Source organism: Fodinibius halophilus (assembly GCF_011059105.1).
Lineage (GTDB): Bacteria > Bacteroidota > Rhodothermia > Balneolales > Balneolaceae > Fodinibius > Fodinibius halophilus.
On record NZ_JAALLS010000024.1, the window covers coordinates 48,287 to 72,207 of the forward strand.

Consider the following 23,921-nt stretch of genomic DNA (forward strand, 5'->3'; position numbering starts at 1 on the left):
TTAGCATTCTTATTATTGCCAATATTAGCAGTTTAAAAACTCAGATGAAAATATATAGAAAATAAAAAAGGCCGGATTGCTCCGGCCTTGGATTCGAAAAAGTAGAACTACTATTTATTTACTTCGTGGTTTTCATAGGTCGTTTCTGACATCTTTTTACCACTTTGCATAGTTACCTCCAAGTAAGGGTAGGCGACTCCGTCCTTAACCTTCCAATTAGAATGCTTGAGTTCGACATTTACTTGCTTGCCCAGCTGGGGATTAAATTGCTTGTATCGAACAATATCCGGGTAACTTGTTGATGGGTTGAGTAACAGTTTTATATTTTTCCCATCCACAGAAACATTGACCTTATTGTATGTGGTACCGTCAATTTCTTCTGTTCCCAGGAATTTAGGATCCATTTTGTTCACATTTTGAGCAATGGCCAGGAAACTACTATTAAGCGATTGTTTAAGTGCCTTTGCTGTTTGTGCAGGCAGTGGACGTTCCCGTTCACCGATCTTCATTGTACCTGATCCATCTTTATAGACAACTTTGATTTTACCCATAGGGGCCTGAATGATCCGTGTAATAGCATCGGGGTAATCGATGGTAACTTCAGCAGGTAATTTCTGTCCTCGCATAGTTACTTCCCCTTTTAGGGATAAGGTATTGAGCTCAGTATCCCCTTTGATGACTGCATCAGCCATAGCATTAAGTAGTTGCTGGCCTTTTTGGGTATCACCTTCTACCACTTTCTGTTCGCTGCCCGGTTCTGGAATAGAGATGTCGATTTTATTCACATCACCATACTTTTGCAGCTGATCGCCAATTTCTTCTTTGTTACCTACGACCAGGATCTCCAACTTGTCAGGCTTGAGATACTCTTGGGCTACTTTTTGTACATCTTCAATAGTGGTGTTTTTAACTCCTTCGATGTACTGCTCAAAAGCATCTTTAGGCAGTCCCCTGTAGTTGTAGGACATCTGCTTACGCAGTACTTCTTCATAACTGTCATATTCAAATACCGAAGAGTTTAGAATTTGATCTTTGGTATCTTGCAGCTCTTGCCTCGTAATAGGCTCATTTTGCAGACGCTCAATCTCCTTAATAATGGCATCAATAGCTTCAGCGGTAGTTGCGCTTTTGGTTTGCACCCCTGCATAAAATGCACCGGGATAAAAACTATTCATACCATATTGACCAAATACTGCATACGCAAGTCCCATCTCGGTACGTACTTTTTGCATCAGGCGTCCCGAGAATCCACCACTTAATACGCGATTCATTACCTGGATTTGCGGGTAGTCAGGATTGTCACGCACTCCACCAATATGACCCAATAAAACAAAACTTTGGTTAACATCGGATTTATTGATGAAATTGATAGAACTTTTATACTTATAGTCAACTTCGGGGAAGTCAAGCTCATTCTCATCGCCGGCCGGTATCTCCGCAAAAGCTTTGCGAAGTTTATTTTTCATTTCAGAAGCATTAAAGTCTCCTACAACGCCTAACATCATATTATCAGCCACAAAGTTATTCTCATGAAAGTTTACCAGAACTTCTCGCTTAATATTATTGATGGTAGCATATTCAGTATTTCGGCCATAGACTGAATCTTTACCGTAAATAAGGCGCATAAATTCCCTAACAGCAATTTGCTGGGTATTGTCGTTTCGACGTGATATTCCAGATTTCTGTTGTGTCTTCGCCAGTTCAATTTTGTCTTTGGGAAAGGCCGGGTTCGTCAATACATCAATAAAGACCGGAAGCAGGGTATCAAAATCTTTTTTGAGTACACCCATGCTTGCCCGTGCCGAGGAGAGACCAATACTGGTTTCGATACTGGCCGCTTTGTTTTCGAGCAGGGTATTCAGAGAGTCAGCTGCGATATTTTCAGTACCTCCGGAACGGATTACCGAACCGGTTACTGAGGCCAGGCCCGCTTTTTTATTGGGTATTTGCACTCCCCCGGTACGAATACGAGCATTAACGTTGATAAGGGGAAGCTCTGTATCTTCTACCAAAAAGAACTTAATACCATTTTCAGTCGTAAAGGTTTCTACCTCAGGTTTTTCAAACTCATCTAACTCTGGAAATTCAAGTTTTTCGTGAGCACTGAGCTCTTGGGAATCAGTGGAATCTCCTGATGTTTTTTTAGCTGTTTGTTCGGTACCGGTGCAGGACGCAATAAATGCAACCAGCAAAAATAATATACTTAGTTTCTTCATAATCTTAGGGTACTTAGTGTTCAATATTTGTTGGATTGATGAACTATTTGTTGGCATCGGCCACTTCTTTTTTCTTTTCAGACTTAGTGACAATAGCCCCAACAGTGCGGTTGTCCTTTGTCAAGTATTCGTTAGCAACACGTACGACGTCATCAACAGTGACATCCTGAAGTTTTTCTAAGTCAGTAAATACTTTTCGCCAATCGCCGCGCATAGATTCTGCGGAGGCAAGGGTACTGGCGAGCCCCATATTTGAGTCCATACCTCTGATTAAACTAGCACGTGCTTTGGTACGAACACGATCTAACTCTTCCTGGCTAATATTCCCTTCTTTTATTTTTTCAATTTGTTCCAGTATTGCACTTTCAAGTGTATCTGCACTAAATCCCCTGTTAGGTACTCCCAAAAGGGCAAAAAGGCTTTCATACTTTTGTCCGGGCACTCCGTTCAATAATTGGAAACCCAGTGCGATCTCCTTTTCCTCAACAAGTGGTTTATATAGCTTAGATGTGCGACCACTAGCTAATATTGATCCTAAAAGTTCCAGGGCTTTTGCGTCGGGGTGATCTTGGGCAACAGTGTGGTAGCCCATCAGTAAAAAGGGTTGGGATTTCCCTTTGATAGTGAACCGACGTTCCCCACGTTGCTCCGGTTCCTGGGTATAAACAGGCGGAGGAGTGGGCCCTTCCTTTAGGTCTCCAAAATACTTGTTGGCCAGCTTTTTAGCTTCTTCAACAGTAACATCACCGGCAATGGCAAAAGTGATGTTGTTGGGTACATAATAGGTGTTGTAGAACTCTCGTGCGTCTTCCATGGTGGTTGCTGTGATATCAGAATCCCAGCCGAGAGTCGGCCGTCCGTATGGATGGGCGGTATAGGCAACGGCAGAAAATTCTTCAAAAAGGCGACCGACAGGGCGCGATTCTGTACGCATGCGTCGTTCTTCACGTACTACCTCTTTTTCTTTGTAGAACTCTCTGAAGACGGGATTTTTGAATCGATCCGATTCCAGACTAAACCACAACTCCATGCGATTTTCCGGAAGGCTATAAAAGTAATTAGTCCGATCTTGATTGGTAGTAGCGTTCATACCGGTACCTCCGTTACGATCCACTATCTGAGAAAACTCGTTATTAACGACATATTCACCGGCTTTTTCTTGCAGCTTTTTAAACTTGTCCCAAAGCTTGTTCATCTTGGCTGTATCAGGCTCGGGCTCATATTTTTCGTCCAGCCACTGTTGATAGGTGTTATCAAGTTTTTTTAGTGCTTTTTTTTCGGCTTCCCAGTTGTTAGTACCAACGGTATGGGTGCCTTTAAAAGCCATATGTTCAAAAATATGGGCCATTCCGGTATGGCCGACTGGTTCGTTGGCACCGCCTACATTAACGTAGGTAGCAAAACTTACGACCGGTGCTACCGGGCGTTCAATAACGATGAATGTTAGGCCGTTATCGAGGGTAAATTCGGTGACTTTATCTTCGAATTCGCTCAATGATTGTGCATTTGCTGGCTGCATAGAAAAGCCGGCCAGTAGCACCAAAAGTGTGAGCGCTGTTAAGGTATGTCGTAGCATTATTTCTCCTTTGATTTTTTGATGATTTATAATAGAACCTAAAATTATAGGTTTCGCGTACTTTATCTAAAAAATAGGGTGGGATTAAAAAATAATAATATTCGTAACACTGATTTTTGGTAGAAGGTTTGGGGCCCGGAAGTTAAACTGTTGGTGTATGTTCAGTCTTTTTTATAATGCTTAGTTTGAAGGTTTTTTATAGAGCTAATCTAGAATTTTTAACTTTTACCTATTTGCCCGTATTATTTAACCCCCTTTACTATCACTATAGAATAATGAAACTAATTGTAAATAGGTTATGAAAAGCATGTATCAAAAATGTTGTTAAAAAAGCTTCTCGTAACGATTTTTTGTATTTACAGTAGAAACTCCAACTCAAGACAATGCCAACGGGGAATACCATCGTTGCATAAAACGGACTATAGGAAAGATGAAGAGAGGCAAATAGTAATGCTGTGATAAAGATTATAATTAGATAATTAGTAGTAACCTTTTTAAGTATTTTGATCGGTATCCACTGAGTAAAAGTTTCGATAAGGGGAGCTAAGATGCCTAAAACTATTATTAGAATAGCAATATTATCATTTTGATAAGAAACACTTTGTTTTGACAAAGAAGGTACATCAATTATTGTGGCAAGTAATCCCCAAACAACCCCCAAAAACAGTTTCAAGATTATACTCATCGCTACTAATTCAACTATGAATCTATGTTTTGAGTAGTTTAAACTCCGAATGTAATATTTTTGTATGGCATTCATACAAAACAATATTGTGGGCTCCTCTGAAAGTTGACTATGTGAAGGTAAAAAAGAATACTCTCAATTTATATAACCGTGTTTTAGCGAATCACAAACCATTTTCATGTTTAATAGGCAAGAGTAATATTCACTTAGAGCTATTGATATTAATAAGGCTAGGTGAAGTAGGTGAGAAAGCTACTTAATGGAAATACGATTATAGCCACAGTCGATTTCTCAAATTGCAGGGATAGAAAACACTTCTTGAACTACTAACTTAGTTCAAATCCTCCACTTCTGAGTGGTCCGAAAAATGGGGAATATTACACAGGGAGTTATTGAGTGTATGATGTGATATGATCTGGTAATAATTCTAATGGAGTGGCTTGAGGATCTTAAAAGAATTCCCTTATTAATATTTTCAGCTTCCAGAGGGCAACAGGCTAATACAATTTTAAGAATTGTGAACTGCTAAATAAGCTTTAACCAGATTTTAAAGATGCTACCTGATGGTGCTAATTTCAGGCGGTTTTTTTAAACCCTCTTATGATTATAAGAATTGGAATAACAGTACCGAAGAAAAGGGGGAGGGTATCTGTTAATGTAGCTTCCGGATTATCGATATGTATGATACTCAATAATCCAACCATAACTCCCAGCAACAGAACGCCGAATAGTATAGTTGTTCTGGATTCTTTTTTGAACAAAAGTTGGCCTATTTGAATAAAAAAATTGTTATCAGTGGACATAGCGTTGGGTTTCTGTGTTAGTTTTTTAGCCAGCGCTGGCTGATGCTCCTCCTGCTTTATCGGCTGTAGCAGCAGAGGTATCATCGTTGTTAAATAAATAATTGGTGATCAAAAGGGTTGATATTGGGTTACTGCCATCAATCTCTTTACACTCTTTAATAGGAATTAGCTGAACGTTCTATTCTTTTAGATGCAACATAGAATGTTCAATACTAGTTGTTAAAGAAAAAAATGGGTCTGTTAAATAACAGACCCAATATGAATTATTCATCACTGGTGAGTGCTTTTACACCATAATAAACGCCAACACCAATTGCGACACCTACGACAAAAGCTCCGGCTACCATAGCTCCGCCTGCTGCTACTGCTGCAGCACCAGAAAGTGTTACTGGTTCACCACCATTGGTATTAGTGATTTCTTGGTTGTTTAATTCGGTAAGTCCGAATTCATCAAGATTATTAAAGGTAGAGTGTTGTTTTACTGCTGTTTCCATAGTTAAAGAAATTATTAGTTATGAATAGTTTATTTGTCGCTATCAGTTTTGATAGCAGTAATAACACCTAAGACCATACCTGCCACTAATGCTAGATAACAGGAAAGTACTATGGTATGAGCCGTGAACTCTGAGAATTCCATAAACAAAGGTGTTAAAATGAATGAAATTATATGCTTATTTATCAGAGGCGGCTGCAGCGGCGACTCCTGCGGCAACTCCTGCTGCTGTTGCAGCACCTATTGCTCCGGCTACTGTAGCGGCTGAATAAGTAACTCCTAGAATAGTTAAAGCGATGAATCCTCCATCAACTTCTGTTAATGTGTCATCATCTAGTTCTACGAGTTCCATGTGATCTAAATTATCCATGATTTCTTGATTAAGTTATTGCTCTATTTTGATCTAAGCATTAGATCCACAATCAAGAAAAAGGGAGCGACTGAATAAATAAATACACTGATATAATTTTTTTGTTAGAACTGTAAGCTTCCCCATTTTTCGGGGCACACTGCCAACGGCCTTCCAGAAAGTTACCAGCCGGCAGGCCGAAGGGATAGTTGACCGGATTTCCCAGCGACTGGGCAAGATTCATCAGCTTTCATCAAAAACTCTGACCTTTGATAACGATAAGGGCTTTTCCTGGCTATTTCGGAGATCATTGTGCCACCGTCATCAGCATATTATCGAAGACCTCCAGGCCGATACTTACTTTACCCGCCCGTACACTTCTCAGGACAAAGGAACCATATAAAACCCTATTTGGGTGATCAGGCGTTTCTTGCCACAGGGAACAGATCTAGGAAAAGTATCCCGCCAGCGCATCAAAACCGTTGAGCAGTATTTGAACTTTCGACCGATTCGTAACATTTGATTACCTTACCCTATCCAATAAACCCTAAAACACAACTGTGTTGCATTAATCACTTGAATACGGCGTTTAATTAGTCATTGAACTTTGGAATAAATTGTTCATATAAGTGATAGCCTGATCTTTCATTTTTCTATAGATTTATTTCTTTTCATAAACATGTGAATAGCTAAGATTATTAGTATAAGAAAAGGGATTTTAATTAGGTTAGAATAGTCTCCCCATCCGCTTATTATTTGTGATTGCATGTTAAGATGATCATCAAGAAAATTTTTCCCTATGAACATAAATAAGTCATAAGACCAGTGAATGCTGATGCTGTAAAGGAGAGAACCTGAGTGATAATATATTAGGGCTAACAAATAACCAATCAAGAATGCAGTAATATAGAATAAAGGACTCTTATTAAAATGTAGTAGAGAAAAAATAATAGAGGAAATAATAAGAGCAAATTGTAGATGTGATGTATTTTTAAATAGGTAGCGAAATACTAGCCCTCGATATACCATTTCTTCAGCTAAAGCCAAAAAGCAATAGGTCAAGATTCCCGCAAAAAATGTAAATTCTAAACTTTGAACAAGATGAGTAAAAGGAAAGTATCCCTCGGTAGCCTGATAATCGATAAAATCCAAGGTTATAGATATAGATAATATAATCGTCAAAGCCAAGAATGTAAGCAAGGAACTGATAACAAATCACTTCAATTTGGCTTTCCAATTTAAGGGAGAGGAAGAAAATAATGATTTTAAATCCTTTTGATACTGATGAATATATAATGTAACGGCAAGAAAAGACACCAGAAAACCTATCCCTACTATCACACGCCCCAAGAGAGTAGTGGGTGCAATCGATTCATCAAAATGTTGCGGTAGTAAAATATCAAATGGAATAATCCATACTACGGCTATTATATACATGAAAAAGAAGGCCATAAAAGCAGCTTTCATGATTAAATAAACAGTTTCCAATACCTTCATAGACTTCACACTAATCTTTTGTTTTTAGAAGAGGTTATTTTGCTATTCCGAACTATTCAATAACCTTTTGTATTTATTGAATTTTTGTGAAAGGTATGTTGAAACATTAGTAATGTTTCAACATTTAGCCCGACTTAAAAAAATTGGTAATGAGCCTGAACTCATTACTACTTGAGAAGAATTTAAATTGGACCATTATTTCCAATTTATCCAAACTATTTGACGTCATCACCTATATCTTTGACTGTTTCGGCAATATTAACGACCACTGTTCATCTCTTCATTTTGGCTCTTTTCTGTGGTATCCCGATATTCTTCTATTTTTTCAGCCTTTATAGTAATTAATATTTGGAATAACAAACCACCAAATAACCTCATATATTAACAGCAGGAATAATGCTAACAGGATAACAAAGATAACATATGACAGCTTACTTGTTTTATCATCCATTTGTTCAATGACATGGAGAACAAAAAATATGATAACAGAGCTAAATGTGATTATAAAAAGATATTGATGGCTAAGGTGTATCTCCATAGAAAAAATATTAAAGAAAAGCTTTGAAAACCCAGCTCAAATTATAAGCGCAAGGAATACACTTTTAAAAGTTTGAGTCCGAATAGGAAAACTTTGTGGGTTCACAAAGCCTTTCAAAATTAATGTAACTTACCTAATTTAAAATAAGTTAATTATTCAGTACAAGGAGGCGGGAGGCAATCAGCTTTGCCATCCGCATATCCCGCATTACTGGCTGCTGACATAGCTGTGGCATAAGCTCCGGCAGCTAAACTTGCGACTCCTATAGCTACACCAGCTGCAGCGAGTAAGGGTCCTCCACCATTTATGTTCTTTATTTCGGATTGATTTAACTTCTCTAGGTTTAGATTTGGATAATCCATGACATTAAAAGTTTTTGGGTTAAAGTTTAACTTTCACAATCACAATTATTTTGCGCTTCATCATATCCTCTTTGATATGCTCCTACTAAAGGTTTTAGCAGGGCTTTTGTAAGCTCGGCATTTACTAATATAAGACCGCCATTTGTATATTTTAATTGATTTTTACTGACTGGGGATAATCCCATCTCATTTAAATTATCCATAGTATTCACCAATTTTAATTAATGTAGAGTTAATAAGCCATCTCTTGATGGCTCGACTTAAAGTTTATAGCCCTTACTGAATAAATAAATACAGCGACCTATTTTTCTTAAAAAACCTCCTCCAACCTTTCTTTGTTGGTCCTCTGAAATGTTTTCAAATCCTACAATAATTTTTCCTTTCTCTTCATATATATAGCTTTCTCGATAGTGATCGTAGGTGATGGGGCAGTCAAACTCTTCTTTCAACTCTCGTAAAAACTTATACAGCCAGCGCTCCGATATATCTAACTTGTTTGCAAGTTCTTCCGGTGGGCCAGTGCTTTTACGGCGTATCATTGCATCGAGACGTCGAATACGGGTCAAGTAAGTGCGGAGTGACATATAAATGATATTTAGTTGACGGTTTGATCTAATTCAGATAAAGATTTTCCATTCAAAATGGGAAACTGTTTCTGCCAGAGTTTATAATAGGTATCTTCCTGTTCCATAAGCTCTTGATGGGTGCCTTGTTCCACAATTTTCCCTTCATCCAGCACACAGATCTTATCTGCTTGAAAGACAGTACTTAAGCGGTGTGCAATAAGGATGATGGTTTTACCCTGCTCAGTTAAAAGTTCTGTCGTTTGTTGGACATGTTGCTCCGAGGAGGAGTCCAGGGAGGAAGTAGCTTCATCCATGATTAAAACTTCGGGTTCTTGATAAAGGGCTCTCGCTATGGCAATGCGCTGCTTTTGCCCGCCTGAAAGGCTGGCTCCATTCTCCCCGAGATAGGTCTCAAAGCCGTTGGGGAGATTTTCAATAAACTCCATGATTTTCAGTTGCTTACAGATCTTAATGATCTTTTCCATGTCAGGGTCAAACTTACCTACCGCTATATTGTCAATGACATTACCGGCAAAAAGATCAATATCTTGAGGAACCACAGAGATATTATCTCGAAGACTATTATTTGTTATATAATTCAGATTAATATCTCCTATCATCACTTTCCCATTATCCAATGGATAAAGTTTTTGAAGAATATTGATGATCGTTGTTTTGCCCGACCCGCTTTCTCCCACAAAAGCGGTAATTTCGCCTTTGGGGATAGTAAGGGATAAATCTTCAAAAACGGTGACACGAGAACCATAACGAAAATGGACATTTTGGAATGTGATATCACCTACAGATTCCGGCTTTAATTCCATTTGTTGACCTTCCTTTTCTTTTTCCAGGTCCATAATCTCAAAAAGACGGTCAGCGGCAATTAAGGCATCTTGGATGGTCTTATTCATCCCGATAAGTTTCTCCGCAGGTCCGGTAAAGTAGCCGATTACGGCATAAAAGGACATGAGCTCACCGGTGGTAATGGTGTTATCCATTACATAATAAGCTCCCAGCCAAAGCAGAATAATAGTAAATGTTCTGGAGGTAAAAGTAGAGGCATTACCCGCAAAAACGGAGTTTAAACCGGATTGATAAATAGATTTCAGTAACTTGACAAATCGTCCCTCTGTCTTAATATTTGCATAATCTTCAAGTCCAAATTGTTTGATAGTAGAAACGGAATTCAGAGATTCTACCAGCTGAGACTCCAAGTCAGCTGCATTTTCCATCACCTTTCGCTGTGTTTTCTTATTAATTTTGTTGGTTATGAAATAAACCAACACATAGACGGGGATGATTGCCAACATAACCAATCCGAGCTTCCAGAAATAGGTGAACATAAGCCCGAATGAAAAGAGCACAACAAAAATATTGACCGCTAGATTGATAGAAACATCATTGATAAAGGTCCTTATTTTAACCGCATCATTAATTCGTGAAATGATTTCACCAACACGCATTGAGTCAAAAAATCGTTGCGGTAATTTCAACAGATGTTTGTAGTATCCAAGGATGAGTCTTGCATCAATAAGTTGACCGGTTTTGAGGGTGAACACGGTTTTGGTAGCGCCTATGAATATCTGTAACAACAACAAAACCACCATCCCAACGCCCAGAAGGTTGAGTAAGTTTTCATTCCCATCCGGGATAACATGATCAAGGATAAGTTGTACAAAGATGGCCGTTGATAAACCAATGATGGTGAATAAGGCCGCACCAAAGAGGGCTTGCCCTAATACCTTTTTATGGGGCTTCAATAAAAACCAAAGCCGGCTAATGATTGAAACTTTTTCATCACCTGCCTGGAAATCATCGTCGGGCATTAGTAAAACTAAAACGCCGGTCCACTGTTCTTTAAACTCTTCATGGGGTATCTCATGAAGTTTGCCATCCTGGGGGTCCATAACTACTATATGGTCTTCGTTAGCTTCATAAATGACCACATAATGGTGAAGAACTTCTTTTACAACAACGTGAGCAATGGTTGGAGTGGGAATTTTAAAAAGGCTGTCGAACTCTCCTTTCACACCCTTAGCTGAGAATCCAAGTTCTTCTGCAGCTTCTATCATCCCTAATACATTGGTTCCTTTTTTGTCGGTAGAAGCATATTGACGAATTCGAGCAATAGGTAACTTTAGATCATAATGAGCTGCAACTGAGGCTAAGCAGGCTGCCCCGCAATCCGTTATATCGTGTTGTTTAATACCAACTTTACGTTCTTTAAACCACATGTATAATAGATATGTTTATTTGTGTTATTCGTATAGATAATTCTCGAATGGAGAAGTGTAACAGAAGAGGCGAATTATTTGATAGCGACTTCCTTAGACTCAGATTGTTGCTCATCCCATTTAGGGTTTAACCAATCATCCACATTGTCGTATAATAGTTGAAAGAGACTTCGTTCGGTAATCGTAAATCGGGCTTGCATAGTCATCCCTTTTTTTAGTTTACCCCGGTATCCGTTTTCTAACTCCATGTATGATTGGTCCAGCCTACTTTTTACGATAAATATCGGCTGTTTATTAACTACTGTAACATCATTGGAGATTTCTGTAACCGTGCCCTTTAGCATGCCCCATTGATTATAATCAAAGGCAGATACCTGGAAGCGAGCTTCCATCCCTTCTTTAATAAGTCCTATATCTTTTGGCGACACATAACATTCTGCAATAAGGTCAGTGTCTGGAGAAATCTCTGCCAACGGTTGATTGGGAGTGATAAAACTACCCTCATAGATCCCTTGCATATTTTGGATAGTTCCAGAAATCGGTGCCCTGATAATATGTTGTTCTTGTTCTCTTTTAAACTGTTCTCTTTTTGTCTTGAGTTGATCTAATTCTTCTTGATACGCTATTCGATCAGCCTGCCATTTGTTTAGTTGCTGATCAAAGAGCAGTTGTAATTTGTTTTCAGCAGTTTCTAATGCATATGCTGTTTCTTCATGTTTTGCTTTACTTAGCATGTCGCGCTTAAACAGCTTTTGATTCCGGCTATGTCTTTTTTGAATTTTATTTACATTTTGTAGATGTCCCCTAACTTCTTGTTTGAGCTGTAAAAGAGAATGGTTGTATTTAGGGGTCTCGAGGTCAATATGGTGTTGAATGGAGGTGGAATCAATCTGCCCTAATTTTGATAAATCTCTGAGATAACGACTTACTTTTTTTTGTCGCTTTGAATTGAAATGTATTTTTTCTTTTAACAATGGTGCCGCAATTATTGCAACTTGATCTCCTTTTTTTATCGATTCATTTTCTTTGATATATAACCCATCTATTTTCCCGGAGACCAAGGATGTTAATTTATTATGTTTTGTAGTAGGTTGGATCACACCACTACTTTTAACACTTACATCCACATAAATAAATGGTAAAGTAATAATAGATCCGACAACAAATAAGATAGTAGTTACATAGATTAACTTTGTTTTTACCGAATGTTTCTGGAAGTTCGATTCGGCAGAATTTTCTATTATTTCTTCAGGGAATAGTTCTTTGGGCATTTTTTTAAAAAAATCAATTGAAGTTATATATATGAGGAGGCTAGTATTGCTATAGCCTCCCCATGAAAAAATGGTAGATCAGTAATCACCGTTTATAATATCTTTGAGTGGGTCGGGATATGGTATACAGCCCCCATCATCAGGGTCATTGGGATCATCCCATACTCCTGTACCATTACCACCTTCAAAGTTTCTACTTTCTTCAGGTGTCAATTCATCTAAATGTAGATTTTTTAACTTCTTACTGTCAAGCATAATTGCCTCTTGTTGTGTTATAGTTGTTTATAATGAACGGTTTCTCACGAAACACTTACAATCAATTTGTATAGAGAAGCAAAGTAAATAGCTACCTTTAGTTATTTTTGATGATCTTAGAGACGAGGTTCTTATTACTATCTAGTGCAATGAGAGAGTGAAGTTCTTTTCTTTTTTCTAAACAAAACTTGGTGAGACTAAATGTTCCTGTTAGCTGAGTTTTTTTTATGATATTTTTCCGATGATTATTAATGGTGTGGTGACTCCGAGACCAGTCGCTGGCTATTTGCTTTGTTTCTTTCCCTTTTGATATTTCAAACATCGTCTGTAGTTCTGTTTTGGTTAAGGGCTTTTTTAACTCTTTTTTTAAGAGCTTTTCTTGTTTTTTTTCATCTGTTGCCGCGAGAAAGTCCAGGATATAATTACTAAAAAAAAGTTCTTTGTTTTCTCTTCTCTTTATTGCTTGAAACAAATACTTAATATCATCTTGTTTGTAGACAAAATTGATTGAAGAGCAGTTAAACTTAAATAGCCAAAATAGATGTTTTAGTTCACCTATAAGTGTTATAGCATGATCCCGGGTACAAAATATTTCTAAATCGTGTTTCTCTAAGAGAAGCAAAGCCCTTGCATCAATTAGTAGATTTTGTTTTGGATTGGCACGAGAGATTATTTGGCTGAACGTACTCTTATTGTGATGGTTTATTTTATAATTCGTTTTGTTAAATAGTTGAGATAATGCTATTGCTTCTATATTGCTAGGGTGTAAAAGATGTATAGTCATTCCTTTTTGGGATACCTTGATTGCCAACAACTTACTTACTAAGAGAACTGTATTATCAAGAGTGATATCCAAGTAGATCGTTACAGATATTACATTAAAAAGTCTTAATTAATATGCAATATGTTAGGGGATATGGCATGCATTCTCCGGTATAAAGATTACTGGAAATGCTTTTAAAGAAAGAGGGAGTAATTTTTTCCGTAAAGTTATATGATCTAAACCTACTTTGAGAGAGGGTGCGGGATGTAAGCAGATAGGTTCGAATATATTACTCTATAAAGCTACCACTTTTTAAACTACCATTTTTTAAAAAGGTATAAGAATATCTCCTGATTAAATAAAATATGCTCTTGTAAGGTTTAGTGATATTACTCTTTTTCTAAAACTCTTTTCTCTATTAGAAGGTATTTATTAAAGAGTTTTGAGTTATATTCGCTTTGCAAAACGAAAGAACTTTATAAGTAAAAAGGATGGTCGGTTGGTAGAATTGTTTAAATTCAGCAATACTGATGAATAAAGGCGGGTTAACCTTCCCCTTCTCCCAGGTAATCCTGAGTTATTTTTCGGGTCTGTTCAGCGCCCATATATTTTTCAAGATCATATAAGGTGATCCGCTTTTCACCGTCATGAAAAGAATATGTTAAATGACCACTTTCAATTTCACGTTCTACCTCACTGGTCTTCATATCTAACATTTCACCAACTTCTTCCAGAGAGAACATCGACCGCATAATACTACCTATAATTTATTTAGCTTGGTTGATCAATTGGCTCTAAAAATAGAAAAAATCAACTTTTTTACTAGTCAAATATCAACTATTAATGAAACAGTAATGAATATAAGGGTATAAACGCTTTAAGTCAGGTTTAAAACTTCCTGGTGCCGAAAACAGGAAGTAATATGGTCATTAACCATACCGGTAGCTTGCATATGAGCGTATATTATAGTGCTGCCAATAAATTTAAAGCCTCGCTGCTTAAGATCTTTACTTAATTTGTTCGAAATTGGAGTATTAGTCGGCACCTCTTCTAACGATTTCCATTCGTTTTGTATAGGGTCCCCACCAACAAAATCCCATATATAATTACAAAAGCTTCCGAACTCTTCCTGTATCGCAATAAAACGCTGCGCATTGTTTATCGCCGACCTGATTTTATTTTCATTTCTGATGATTTCAGGATTTTGAAGTAGTTCTTGCACTTTTTCTTCATCGAAACGCGCTACTTTCTGTACATCAAAATTAGCAAAAGCCTCTCGGTACCCGGCCCGTTTTTTAAGAATAGTACTCCAGCTTAATCCCGCTTGAGCACTTTCCAGCATGAGAAATTCAAATTGCGTCTTATCATCATGGACAGGCACTCCCCATTCTTCGTCGTGATATCTAACATATTGGTCAAAAGTTCCTTCGCACCAGTCGCATCGAGTAGGCATTTTTGGGTTTGTTAATTTAAAACGGCATTATTGCAATTACTTTTAGCCTAAAATAGGAAATCGATGCACTGGGAAAAACTTATTGAAACATTTGGAGAGAAAACTGAAATTAGTAAAAAGCTATCCGGTCAGGTTGAACTGCTAACTCATTTCTTGGAAGAGATCGTGGGTGATAAAGAGGAGAAAGAGTTCTTGGAAATGTTGACCACCTTCCCGGAGTTGGCAGCAGAGGCTTTTGATGAGGGGGATTCAAAAGTATTTAACAAGCTGGAGACTAAAATTGAAGCTCTTTCTATAGATCAAATATCTGCGTTTCTGCGGTATTATACCGTTTTCTTTCATCTAATGAATTCACAGGAGCAAAGAGAGATTACACGAATCAATCGTGAACGGGCCATTCATACCAATCCTGAATCGCCACGAAATGAAAGTATCGCAGAAGCGGTTCACTATCTAAAAGAGCAAGGGCACAGTGTTGATGAAGCTGTTGCAGTGATTGGTAAACTCGATATCCAGCCGACCATAACTGCCCACCCCACCGAAGCACGCAGGCATAGCGTGTTGATTAAGCAGCAGCGGATAACGGAGATGATTGATCAGCTACGTCTAAAAGATCTGACACCTTATGAGCGCAAGGCGATGAAGATGGATATTTTAAATGAGATTCATCTGCTAATGGCAACTGATGAGGTGCGAACGGGAGAGGTTACGGTGGAAGATGAGGTGGAAAATGGGATGTTTTATTTTCGGAATGCGATATGGGAGACCATTCCCGTACTCTATGATGATCTGCGTAATGCCTTTGAAATGTATTATGATGAGCTGCTGGACTTTGACACTATACTGCGTTATCGGTCTTGGATTGGTAGTGATCGGGATGGTAATCCTAATGTAACGCCAGAGGTGACCTGGGAGACAATCTTGGAACAGCGTCAAAATGTGATAGAGCTTTATCTTGATGAATTGAATGAGCTGCGCCGCTACTTGAGCATCTCGCAGAATAAATATACGATTACCGATAAACTGGACGAATCTCTGGAGAAAGAACAACAGCTTCGGGCTTTGTCGGAGCGTTACCAGCGGTTATATAATAAGGAACCGTATCGTCGTAAGGTTACGCATATGATGCATAAGTTGCGCCATCAGTTGAAAGCGGCAGACTCTGATAATCCCGGCTATATCCTAAAAGAGGCTCAGAGCTATCGCGCAAAAGATTTTGTTGCCGATTTGGAAATGATTCGCGAGAGCCTTTCCCAATCCGGATTGGAAAGTGTAGCAGGGCAGGGGAAACTCAAACATCTGTTAGTACGGGCTAAAACGTTTGGATTCCATATGGCGGCCCTGGATATCCGTCAACACAGTGCTAAACATGAAGCCGCAGTAGCTGAACTACTTTCTGCAGGAGAGGTTACAGAGCAATATTTAGAACTCTCTGAGGATGAAAAAGTGGCTTTGCTCACTGAAGAGCTGAAAAATCCGCGTCCACTATCTCCGGTCCATGCACAACTGGGAGATGGTACTGCACAGATGCTAGAGGTTTTCGAAACTATCGGGCAGATGCTGGAGCTGGACCGTAACAGTATTGGTGATTATATCATTAGTATGACCCACGGCGTAAGCGATATGCTAGAGGTATTTATTCTGGCTAAAGAGGTAGGACTTTGGAGCTTTAATGCCGATACCGTTGAGAGCCAGATCGATGTAGTACCACTTTTTGAGACAATCGAAGATCTGGAGGAGTGTGGAAAGATAATGAGCGAGATTTTTGAGAGTCCCCTTTACCAGGAACAACTTGCTGCCCGAGATAATCTGCAGGAGATTATGCTTGGTTATTCCGACAGTAACAAGGATGGTGGCTATTGGATGGCCAACTGGGCCCTTGAGAAAGCGCAACGTAGTTTGGGTAAAGTATGCCGTGAATATGATGTAGACTTTAGGTTATTCCACGGACGCGGTGGTACCGTAGGGCGTGGGGGCGGACGCTCAAACCAGGCTATTTTAGCTCTGCCACCTATTAGCAATAATGGGCGTATCCGTTTTACAGAACAGGGTGAAGTGATATCATTTCGCTATTCGCTGGCCCCGATAACACGCCGCCATTTAGAACAGGTTGTGAATGCGATGATTCGGGTTACAGTATCATCGCACGAATCATACGAAGGCCGGGAGCTGTTTAGCGACACAATGGAGCAGCTTGCCACAGCCTCGATGGAAAGCTATCGCGATCTTATCGATGATGAGGGCTTTTGGAGTTGGTATACCGCGAAGACGCCTATTGAACATATCAGCCGGTTGCCTATTGCTTCGCGCCCGGTATCACGGGGCAGTGCCAAAGCGGCAGATTTTGAAAACCTGCGTGCTATACCCTGGGTATTTGCTTGGACACAAGTACGCTATAATGTGCCGGGTTGGTATGGCATTGGCAATGTACTGAGTACCTTAATTGAACAGGAAGACAAACTTGATCAGCTACAAAAGTGGTATGAAGAAAAAATTTTCTTTAAAACAGTGCTCGACAATGCCCAACGCGAGATGGCCCGCACGCATATTCCCACTGCTAATATTTATAAGGATATTGATGACGGCACTTTTCACCGCCGAATTACAGATGACTTTGATAAAGCAGCCCAGGCTATCACTGAGATCACCGGACAGCAACATATTCTTGAAAACAGTCCCGTTATCAAGAAGTCGATTCGATTCCGAAATCCATTTACCTATCCACTTAATATGATGCAGACCGAGCTGTTACAGCGATGGGAAAGCAGTCAGGAAGATGAAGAGGACGCTCTGCGAAACGCCCTTTTCCTAAGTATCAACGGGGTAGCCGCCGCCATGCAAAGCACGGGCTAACAATTAGGAATTAAAAATTTTGAATTAGGAATTTAGCTCAAGCAAATTCCTAATTCTTCATTCCTCATTCCTAATTAAATTTTTCATTTGGCGGCGGAATTTGGGAGCTCCACCGTTGGCAGGATGGCGTACCGGCGTATATGAGTCTATACCAAATGCATCCAGGCTTTGTTCACACTTACGCCCCACAGCAATAAGCTGTCCATCGGGGAAAAGCTCAAGAAAGGCACGGAGTGAAGGATAGCCTTTTTCAAGTTCGCTATCAGTAGGAGTACGGTTACTCAGTAGGCCATCGTCCTCATCATATGGATGCCAAGGCAGGGCATTCCAAAGTACCGTTTCATAGGGATCGATCCCCAATTGGTAGAGCGCTTTCCACATAATTGTGGCTGTAGGTTCCGACATCCCTTTTTCTTTAACTTCGGGCTTGCTGGTTCGCTGTGGTTCAATAGAGGTAAAGGCCCCGTCAGCCGGAATACCATGCACCGGCTCGTGATGACCAAGCAGAATACGTTCGGAAGTCATTGCAATTCCGGTAAAATGTCCGCCTTGATATCCCAAAGCTTCAGCAATAAAAAGATATTTAGCACTGTCGAGACGTTCTTCGAGATAGGTCCGTAGTTGTTTTTTTCGGATATCAGGACCCTGCTCATTGAGATCGTGATGGGGATCGGTCTGGTACCAGGGATTGAAGAAAGCACCGCTTGGGGTATCTGCAAGGAGATCAAAAAGAGAGTCAATACTGCTCATGAATATATCGTGAATTACTAGTTGTTATAAATGGTGATTTTTGTAAAGCGTACTATGCCATCGGCTTTAGCGGTTAAAAATAGGCTGATGCGTCATCCTGTTCATCAGTTGACTGATCAATAATCTTGATACGAGTTGGTAGCAGGGCAACGGTGTCTACCCTAGGTAGATCCCGGAGCAAGTCCGGGATGACAAGGAGTTATATCTCGTTCATAATTTAAGATTACTAGTTGAGCTTATTTCGGCCTCCTTCTGCAATGGGCAACGATAGTTGGTATCACTGTTGTCTTGGGATTAACATCAGCTTTGTTTGCCGCCCGTCAATATAGCGGACAGAATCGCCATTAAAAAAGGCATCTTCTTCCAGCATAATTCGAATACTTTTGCCCCATTCGGGAATATCTACCGTTGCGTTCAGCTCAATAGAATAGGCTGTATTGGGATAGAGCGGATAGTCGCCTTTACCGGCTACGCCACCCTGTTGATCCCAAAGTCCGATAGTAGGACCGGCCCCGTGTCCATGAAAACCTATAGGATGTGTATAGATACTGGGAGTGATACCTTGTTCTTTAGCTTGTGTTCGCGAAAGAGCTAAAACCTCATTTCCAGTTCGTCCGTTTTTAAAGTTGCTTGTAAGAATATCTTGGAGTTTGTTCCCCTCAGATAACGCCTTTTGCAATCCCTTGGGGGCAGTCGATTCGCCCGGTTTCAATACGTAAGCGTGTTGTTGTGTGTCTGTATTTAATCCCAGGTAGGTAATCCCAAAATCCACGTGCAGCAGGTCACCGGGGCGGATGGTATTTTTAGCCGGACGTTTTGAAAAGTTGGCCAAAAAGCTGGTATCCGGGTCGGTTGCACGCTGTACCGAAACGCTGGGATGGAACCAAGCCGTTAGGTTCAGATCTCGAATGCGCTCTCGGTACCACCATTCCACATCTTTAGTCGTTGTAATGCCCGGCTGTATTACTTTTTCTGAAAAACCTTCTTCAATAATATCGTGGGCAATATGACAGATCATGGGATAGACCTGCATTTCAGGCTCAGTTCTTGTTTCAAGCCAGCCAATGGCTAAGTTTTCGCCAGATACAATGCGGTTTTGATACTTCTCAGGCAAAGCATGGGTTAACGCCTCGTACTCTGAATGGCTTATGCCATCAGCCAAAGCAAAGGTAGAAGAATAATTGAGGGCAATCTTTTGCGGATCTCTTTCCTCAATAATGTCAGCCAGTCGTTGCCATTGGTCAGGCTGCTTAGATTTATCCCAGGCTGTTTTGAAAAACTTGCCGATGTCATAGCGGGCTACGGCTAACCGCTTAACCATTTCCCCGTTATCCCAGAAAATAAGTATAGTGCGTCGCCGGGCCGTTTGCCATGTGGCCGGTAGCATCGTTTTTATGACCGGATCTTCATTATATTCACGGCCGTCAATAATCCACATGTCAATATTATTACGACGTATGAGCTTTGGAACAACATTATCAAGACGATATTCAAGCCAGCGATTTTGAACTTCGGCCCGCTCTTGCATAGGTAGTATACGAGGAGGGCTCGATTGTTGAGCAAAAGAGGTATTTGAAAAAAAGAAAATGGCAATAATTCCCAACAGGATGCCCGATCGCGAAGAGGTTTTCATAGACATTGTTTTTAATTGAGGTATTAATAGAGAATATTTAAGAAGCAGAAAGCGGAACAGTTTTTCAACTATCTTCTGTTAAAGCATTTCTGCACTCTATATTATTTTTAATAAGGTTTTCTATCAAAAACCCCGTATTTTATATGGTCGTTTTAATAAATGAATAGTTATGACAACCAAAACTGCATTGAAGATTACAAAAATATCAAACAGCCGTTTAACTGAGGTTAATCTGGATGATCCCGGCTTTGGTCGTGTTTTCTCTGACCATATGCTTGAGGTTGAATATTCCGACGGTTATTGGAAAGAAGCAGAAATAAAGCCTTTCGGCAGTATTGACGTGACTCCTGCGCTTAATACCCTGCATTATGCCCAGTCGGTGTTTGAAGGAATGAAAGCCTATTATATAGATGAAGAGACCATCAATCTCTTTCGTCCTGAACAGAACTATGAGAGGATGGCTCGTTCATGTGAGCGCATGTGTATTCCCGTACTTGATAAAGAGACGTTCATGGAAGGGCTGACAGAGCTTATTAAGCTCGACCATAAATGGGTGCCAAAGAAAGATGGTAATACGCTATATATACGACCTCTGGCTTGTGCGTTTGATCCTGTAATCTCCGCAAGTATCGCAGAAAATTATCGGTTTTTTATAATGACTTCTCCCGTCGGGGCTTATTACAATAAAGCCGTTCGGTTGACCTCTTCACAGAAGTATGTTCGGGCTGCTAAAGGGGGCGTTGGGTTTGCCAAAGCTTCAGGAAATTATGCGGCCAGCTTTTATCCGGCTAAAAAAGCACAGGAGAATGGTTTTGATCAGGTTCTTTGGCTCGATGCCAAAGAACATAAATATGTAGAAGAAGTAGGAACGATGAATATCTTCTTCGTGATTGACGGGGTGTTGGTAACACCCGAACTAAGCGGCACTATATTGCCGGGCATCACGCGAGACTCTATCTTGCAGCTTGCTGACTATTGGGATATGCCTTTTGAGGAACGGCGCTTGACAATAGACGAAGTCATGAAGGCAGGCAGAGAAGGAGTCTTGGATGAGGTGTTCGGTGCAGGTACTGCAGCGGTAATCTCTCCGGTTAAAGAAGTACACCACGACGGAGAATCAGTGACCTTTGATACTGATTCTCGCGGACCTATAGGTCAGAAACTTTATGACACCCTTACCGGTATCCAGCAGGGTAGAATTGATGATCCTTTTGGATGGGCTCATCCGGTAAAAGTAGGGTAACAACATAATAATATAGTACTGAGTATGTAGAATACTCAGTACTAATTTCATTTCTATTAATATCCTTTTTGGCGTTCTACCTTATGGTTTAGCTCCATTCCGGACAGTGCTCTTTTATAGTTATCTACTATTTGGTCGGCCACTTCTGAAGGTTGCGTAATGCTGGCAATATGTGGGGTAATTATAATATTAGAGCGGTTCCTCAGAAAACAGATCCGATTAATCTGGTAAAAACTTGCCATTTTTATTTTTTTTTGCTAAATAAAATTACGTTCGTTATTCAAAATCTAAAAAAGAGAGGTAATTATGATCAAGAAAAAGGCCATTCGTAATTTTGTTATTGCATTACTATTTGCATTGTCATTTCCTGTTATTGAGGCTTCAGCCGATATAATCATAGTTGAGTCTGATGATTGGTTTGCATCAGAAGTAACTTATACAGGAATAATAGACAGTGGGACTTTAGTTTTAGTGCAAAATTGTCCGGGTGTTTTTGGTTCATGCTAATAACTTAACAATTGGCACTTCCTTTTACGGGAGTGCCAATTGATAATCGTATTTCATTATAAAAAGTTTTGAAAACCCAGTGAACATCTCTTGTCATTTAAAGACTGTTGAAGAATCTATTGAGTTGAAAGGAGAAGATACTTCTAAGATGACAAATCAGTTGTTTTTAGCCTTCTAATTAGTTTTAACTATAATAATGAAAAGAAGATATTGGATTTTAATAATATTGATACTTTTCGGTTGTTCAAATAAAAAAGAATTTCCGGGAATGCCGGAACAGCAAGAGAAATTGCTGAGTGAACACCAGCAAAAAAGTGTTAATCTTTCTAAAAGTTTTGAATCGTCTGATCTTATTACTGTAAGGCAAAATGGGAACATAAAAGCTTTTCCTTTTACGTTGGAAAAGCTGGACAGTACTACATTTGAACATCCCGAAAGTATTGGGATTTCTAAGCTTATAGAAACTGAAAATTATTTTTTCTTGGATAATATTGTTTTATCACCCAATGGTTATAATACTGCTAAATATGATAAAAAAGGTACTTTTCTTGCTTCTTTTGCTCGTAAAGGGAGAGGGCCTGGAGAAAAAACAACAAGAGGTGTTATTGTTGAACGTAATGATACAACCTATTTGTTCGACAATGGCTATATAAAATTATTCGATGAGACTCTTACCGAAATAGACAGAACCTTTATAGGGTTATGGGCCTATCAGGCTTTTATTGATGGGCAAGGTTTCGATTTGAATATAGCATCGAACGAATACTTTCCCTATCCAGTCACAAGAGTAGACAAGAAGTCATATGATATTCAAATGAGTTTGATGGATGATCGATCAGATATATTCAATGTCTCGGTATCAAACAGTAAAACATTTTTCTCTAATGATGAGCTTATAATTTATGCAAAAACAACGTTAAACTTAATACACGTGATTGAAAAAAAGAGCAAATCTTTTGCTCATTATGAAATTATATCTGAAATAATTCGGGAAAATGAAGATTCTATTGAAAAGGGAGCAACTCCGGATGAGTTAGTCAGCTTTCTTGAAAATCTATTTGTAATAGAAAAGCTTCATTACAAAAACCAAACTTTATGGATATTGTTTAGGGATGGCGGCGGTGATAACTTGAAAAGGTATTTGGGCAAAGTTACTAATCTCCGCTCTTTAGACAGTAGTGCTGATATAGAAATTTATGATTTAAAAAAAATAGGGTATAAGCATAACTATTCATTTTTTAATAACCATATAAATGTCTCGGATAGGATAGAGGGAGATAAAAAAACATTTTTATATCAAATAAAATTAAATCAGTTATGAGGAGGGGGCTCATATTTATTCTTTTCCTTATCGTCTCATGTGAGGATAAGGGGGCATATTTTAATGACCATCGATTGATAGAGAAAAGTAGTAAATATAACTTGTTTGTGTTTTTTTCAGATGATGATTGTATGGCTTGTACAACAGAGTTTGTGTATTATAATAGGTTAAATTCTGATATACATAAATCAAATTTATTTATCAAGGGAATTACTAATGTAAGTGACAGTTCATTGATTAATGCTTTTGTAAAGCAAAATGATATAAAGTTTGAGGTATATAAAAGCGAAGAACTTTTTAAAAAGTATACAATAGGTGATACGCCACAAAGTGTATTAATCAATGTGGAGAGAGATAATATTATCATTTTTCGTTCCTTTAGGAAAAAAACACTCTCATCGCAACAAGCAACTTACGACATAATAAACTTGATTGTAAGAAACTCATATTAGGACTCATAATTAACTAGGATCTTATGAAGCAATTCCAACTTAGAGAGGGTTGGAATTGTAGTCCAATTGAACTTGCTACATTTTGGTGGACACCCAGTTAA

24 protein-coding genes are annotated in these 23,921 nt (G+C 39.1%); 5 read left to right on the forward strand and 19 right to left on the reverse strand.

Annotated elements, in window-relative coordinates; genetic code table 11:
• Nucleotides 1–110: 110 nt before the first annotated feature.
• The 16 genes from G3569_RS15425 to G3569_RS15500 form a co-directional block, all read right to left on the reverse strand.
• Complete coding sequence (locus G3569_RS15425; protein ID WP_165270810.1) at nucleotides 111–2,216, reverse strand: M16 family metallopeptidase; 2,106 nt, start codon at nucleotides 2,214–2,216, stop codon at nucleotides 111–113.
• A 43-nt stretch (nucleotides 2,217–2,259) separates the two neighbouring features.
• Nucleotides 2,260–3,792 carry a M16 family metallopeptidase gene (locus G3569_RS15430; protein WP_205720237.1) on the reverse strand — a complete coding sequence of 511 codons (1,533 nt, stop codon included), beginning with the start codon at nucleotides 3,790–3,792 and terminating at the stop codon, nucleotides 2,260–2,262.
• A 265-nt stretch (nucleotides 3,793–4,057) separates the two neighbouring features.
• The gene (locus G3569_RS18990; protein ID WP_165270812.1) at nucleotides 4,058–4,552 is read right to left on the reverse strand and encodes a CPBP family intramembrane glutamic endopeptidase; all 495 of its coding nucleotides are present in this window, start codon (nucleotides 4,550–4,552) and stop codon (nucleotides 4,058–4,060) included.
• A 991-nt stretch (nucleotides 4,553–5,543) separates the two neighbouring features.
• Nucleotides 5,544–5,774 carry a hypothetical protein gene (locus G3569_RS15440; protein ID WP_165270814.1) on the reverse strand — a complete coding sequence of 77 codons (231 nt, stop codon included), beginning with the start codon at nucleotides 5,772–5,774 and terminating at the stop codon, nucleotides 5,544–5,546.
• Nucleotides 5,775–5,951: 177 nt separating this feature from the next.
• Nucleotides 5,952–6,125: a class IIb bacteriocin, lactobin A/cerein 7B family gene (locus G3569_RS15445; RefSeq protein WP_165270816.1), complete on the reverse strand. Its 174-nt coding sequence runs from the start codon at nucleotides 6,123–6,125 to the stop codon at nucleotides 5,952–5,954.
• A 642-nt stretch (nucleotides 6,126–6,767) separates the two neighbouring features.
• The gene (locus tag G3569_RS18995) at nucleotides 6,768–7,322 is read right to left on the reverse strand and encodes a CPBP family intramembrane glutamic endopeptidase (RefSeq protein ID WP_350356572.1); all 555 of its coding nucleotides are present in this window, start codon (nucleotides 7,320–7,322) and stop codon (nucleotides 6,768–6,770) included.
• A gap of 15 nt (nucleotides 7,323–7,337) precedes the next feature.
• Nucleotides 7,338–7,589, reverse strand: coding sequence for a hypothetical protein (locus G3569_RS15455; protein ID WP_165270820.1), 252 nt, complete (start codon nucleotides 7,587–7,589; stop codon nucleotides 7,338–7,340).
• 720 nt (nucleotides 7,590–8,309) lie between these two features.
• Entirely contained in the window at nucleotides 8,310–8,519 is a 210-nt protein-coding gene (locus G3569_RS15460; RefSeq protein ID WP_165270822.1) for a class IIb bacteriocin, lactobin A/cerein 7B family, read from the reverse strand.
• 26 nt (nucleotides 8,520–8,545) lie between these two features.
• The gene (locus G3569_RS15465; RefSeq protein WP_165270824.1) at nucleotides 8,546–8,722 is read right to left on the reverse strand and encodes a hypothetical protein; all 177 of its coding nucleotides are present in this window, start codon (nucleotides 8,720–8,722) and stop codon (nucleotides 8,546–8,548) included.
• Between the two features lie 57 nt (nucleotides 8,723–8,779).
• Nucleotides 8,780–9,103: a hypothetical protein gene (locus G3569_RS15470; RefSeq protein ID WP_165270826.1), complete on the reverse strand. Its 324-nt coding sequence runs from the start codon at nucleotides 9,101–9,103 to the stop codon at nucleotides 8,780–8,782.
• Nucleotides 9,104–9,114: 11 nt separating this feature from the next.
• Entirely contained in the window at nucleotides 9,115–11,319 is a 2,205-nt protein-coding gene (locus G3569_RS15475) for a peptidase domain-containing ABC transporter (RefSeq protein WP_165270828.1), read from the reverse strand.
• 74 nt (nucleotides 11,320–11,393) lie between these two features.
• Entirely contained in the window at nucleotides 11,394–12,590 is a 1,197-nt protein-coding gene (locus G3569_RS15480; RefSeq protein WP_165270830.1) for an HlyD family secretion protein, read from the reverse strand.
• Between the two features lie 78 nt (nucleotides 12,591–12,668).
• A complete protein-coding gene (locus tag G3569_RS15485; RefSeq protein ID WP_165270832.1) occupies nucleotides 12,669–12,845 on the reverse strand; it encodes a hypothetical protein in 177 nt (58 codons plus the stop codon).
• Between the two features lie 97 nt (nucleotides 12,846–12,942).
• Complete coding sequence (locus tag G3569_RS15490) at nucleotides 12,943–13,701, reverse strand: helix-turn-helix transcriptional regulator (protein WP_165270834.1); 759 nt, start codon at nucleotides 13,699–13,701, stop codon at nucleotides 12,943–12,945.
• 452 nt (nucleotides 13,702–14,153) lie between these two features.
• Nucleotides 14,154–14,360 carry a MerR family transcriptional regulator gene (locus G3569_RS15495; protein WP_165270836.1) on the reverse strand — a complete coding sequence of 69 codons (207 nt, stop codon included), beginning with the start codon at nucleotides 14,358–14,360 and terminating at the stop codon, nucleotides 14,154–14,156.
• Between the two features lie 125 nt (nucleotides 14,361–14,485).
• On the reverse strand, nucleotides 14,486–15,061 hold the full coding sequence (locus tag G3569_RS15500; RefSeq protein WP_165270838.1) for a DNA-3-methyladenine glycosylase I: 576 nt from the start codon (nucleotides 15,059–15,061) through the stop codon (nucleotides 14,486–14,488).
• A 63-nt stretch (nucleotides 15,062–15,124) separates the two neighbouring features.
• On the opposite strand from G3569_RS15500, the gene ppc reads away from it, so the two are divergent.
• On the forward strand, nucleotides 15,125–17,914 hold the full coding sequence (gene ppc / locus G3569_RS15505) for a phosphoenolpyruvate carboxylase (RefSeq protein ID WP_165270840.1): 2,790 nt from the start codon (nucleotides 15,125–15,127) through the stop codon (nucleotides 17,912–17,914).
• A gap of 57 nt (nucleotides 17,915–17,971) precedes the next feature.
• Here ppc and G3569_RS15510 read toward each other — a convergent pair whose 3' ends face one another.
• Nucleotides 17,972–18,664, reverse strand: coding sequence for a uracil-DNA glycosylase (locus G3569_RS15510; RefSeq protein ID WP_165270842.1), 693 nt, complete (start codon nucleotides 18,662–18,664; stop codon nucleotides 17,972–17,974).
• A gap of 277 nt (nucleotides 18,665–18,941) precedes the next feature.
• Nucleotides 18,942–20,297 (reverse strand): M24 family metallopeptidase, encoded by a 1,356-nt coding sequence (locus tag G3569_RS15515; RefSeq protein WP_165270844.1) that lies wholly within the window; start codon nucleotides 20,295–20,297, stop codon nucleotides 18,942–18,944.
• Between the two features lie 169 nt (nucleotides 20,298–20,466).
• On the opposite strand from G3569_RS15515, the gene G3569_RS15520 reads away from it, so the two are divergent.
• On the forward strand, nucleotides 20,467–21,540 hold the full coding sequence (locus G3569_RS15520) for a branched-chain amino acid aminotransferase (protein ID WP_165270846.1): 1,074 nt from the start codon (nucleotides 20,467–20,469) through the stop codon (nucleotides 21,538–21,540).
• 56 nt (nucleotides 21,541–21,596) lie between these two features.
• Here the strand turns inward: G3569_RS15520 and G3569_RS15525 are convergent, their stop codons facing one another.
• A complete protein-coding gene (locus G3569_RS15525) occupies nucleotides 21,597–21,782 on the reverse strand; it encodes a hypothetical protein (RefSeq protein WP_165270848.1) in 186 nt (61 codons plus the stop codon).
• A 64-nt stretch (nucleotides 21,783–21,846) separates the two neighbouring features.
• Here G3569_RS15525 and G3569_RS15530 point away from each other — a divergent pair, with 64 nt between their 5' ends.
• From G3569_RS15530 to G3569_RS15540, 3 genes are all read left to right on the forward strand, one after another.
• Nucleotides 21,847–22,047 (forward strand): hypothetical protein, encoded by a 201-nt coding sequence (locus G3569_RS15530; RefSeq protein WP_165270850.1) that lies wholly within the window; start codon nucleotides 21,847–21,849, stop codon nucleotides 22,045–22,047.
• A 196-nt stretch (nucleotides 22,048–22,243) separates the two neighbouring features.
• Nucleotides 22,244–23,368 carry an NHL repeat-containing protein gene (locus G3569_RS15535; protein ID WP_165270852.1) on the forward strand — a complete coding sequence of 375 codons (1,125 nt, stop codon included), beginning with the start codon at nucleotides 22,244–22,246 and terminating at the stop codon, nucleotides 23,366–23,368.
• Nucleotides 23,365–23,820 carry a peroxiredoxin family protein gene (locus tag G3569_RS15540; RefSeq protein ID WP_240894744.1) on the forward strand — a complete coding sequence of 152 codons (456 nt, stop codon included), beginning with the start codon at nucleotides 23,365–23,367 and terminating at the stop codon, nucleotides 23,818–23,820. Before G3569_RS15535 ends, G3569_RS15540 begins: the two co-directional genes overlap by 4 nt.
• The last annotated feature ends 101 nt before the right edge of the window (nucleotides 23,821–23,921 follow it).

Excerpts from the sequence above, each read along its gene's own strand:
- G3569_RS15430 (WP_205720237.1), bottom strand. The coding sequence starts at position 3,792 with ATGCTACGACATACCTTAACAGCGCTCACACTTTTGGTGCTACTGGCC.
- G3569_RS15470 (WP_165270826.1), bottom strand. The coding sequence starts at position 9,103 with ATGTCACTCCGCACTTACTTGACCCGTATTCGACGTCTCGATGCAATG.
- G3569_RS15500 (WP_165270838.1), bottom strand. The coding sequence starts at position 15,061 with ATGCCTACTCGATGCGACTGGTGCGAAGGAACTTTTGACCAATATGTT.
- G3569_RS15440 (WP_165270814.1), bottom strand. The coding sequence starts at position 5,774 with ATGGAAACAGCAGTAAAACAACACTCTACCTTTAATAATCTTGATGAA.
- G3569_RS18990 (WP_165270812.1), bottom strand. The coding sequence starts at position 4,552 with ATGAATGCCATACAAAAATATTACATTCGGAGTTTAAACTACTCAAAA.
- G3569_RS15475 (WP_165270828.1), bottom strand. The coding sequence starts at position 11,319 with ATGTGGTTTAAAGAACGTAAAGTTGGTATTAAACAACACGATATAACG.
- G3569_RS15495 (WP_165270836.1), bottom strand. The coding sequence starts at position 14,360 with ATGCGGTCGATGTTCTCTCTGGAAGAAGTTGGTGAAATGTTAGATATG.
- G3569_RS15455 (WP_165270820.1), bottom strand. The coding sequence starts at position 7,589 with ATGAAAGCTGCTTTTATGGCCTTCTTTTTCATGTATATAATAGCCGTA.
- G3569_RS15510 (WP_165270842.1), bottom strand. The coding sequence starts at position 18,664 with ATGAGCAGTATTGACTCTCTTTTTGATCTCCTTGCAGATACCCCAAGC.
- G3569_RS15480 (WP_165270830.1), bottom strand. The coding sequence starts at position 12,590 with ATGCCCAAAGAACTATTCCCTGAAGAAATAATAGAAAATTCTGCCGAA.
- G3569_RS15530 (WP_165270850.1), top strand. The coding sequence starts at position 21,847 with ATGATCAAGAAAAAGGCCATTCGTAATTTTGTTATTGCATTACTATTT.
- G3569_RS15425 (WP_165270810.1), bottom strand. The coding sequence starts at position 2,216 with ATGAAGAAACTAAGTATATTATTTTTGCTGGTTGCATTTATTGCGTCC.
- G3569_RS15540 (WP_240894744.1), top strand. The coding sequence starts at position 23,365 with ATGAGGAGGGGGCTCATATTTATTCTTTTCCTTATCGTCTCATGTGAG.
- G3569_RS15525 (WP_165270848.1), bottom strand. The coding sequence starts at position 21,782 with ATGGCAAGTTTTTACCAGATTAATCGGATCTGTTTTCTGAGGAACCGC.
- ppc (WP_165270840.1), top strand. The coding sequence starts at position 15,125 with ATGCACTGGGAAAAACTTATTGAAACATTTGGAGAGAAAACTGAAATT.
- G3569_RS15535 (WP_165270852.1), top strand. The coding sequence starts at position 22,244 with ATGAAAAGAAGATATTGGATTTTAATAATATTGATACTTTTCGGTTGT.
- G3569_RS15460 (WP_165270822.1), bottom strand. The coding sequence starts at position 8,519 with ATGGATTATCCAAATCTAAACCTAGAGAAGTTAAATCAATCCGAAATA.
- G3569_RS15445 (WP_165270816.1), bottom strand. The coding sequence starts at position 6,125 with ATGGAACTCGTAGAACTAGATGATGACACATTAACAGAAGTTGATGGA.
- G3569_RS15465 (WP_165270824.1), bottom strand. The coding sequence starts at position 8,722 with ATGGATAATTTAAATGAGATGGGATTATCCCCAGTCAGTAAAAATCAA.
- G3569_RS15515 (WP_165270844.1), bottom strand. The coding sequence starts at position 20,297 with ATGAAAACCTCTTCGCGATCGGGCATCCTGTTGGGAATTATTGCCATT.
- G3569_RS15485 (WP_165270832.1), bottom strand. The coding sequence starts at position 12,845 with ATGCTTGACAGTAAGAAGTTAAAAAATCTACATTTAGATGAATTGACA.
- G3569_RS15520 (WP_165270846.1), top strand. The coding sequence starts at position 20,467 with ATGACAACCAAAACTGCATTGAAGATTACAAAAATATCAAACAGCCGT.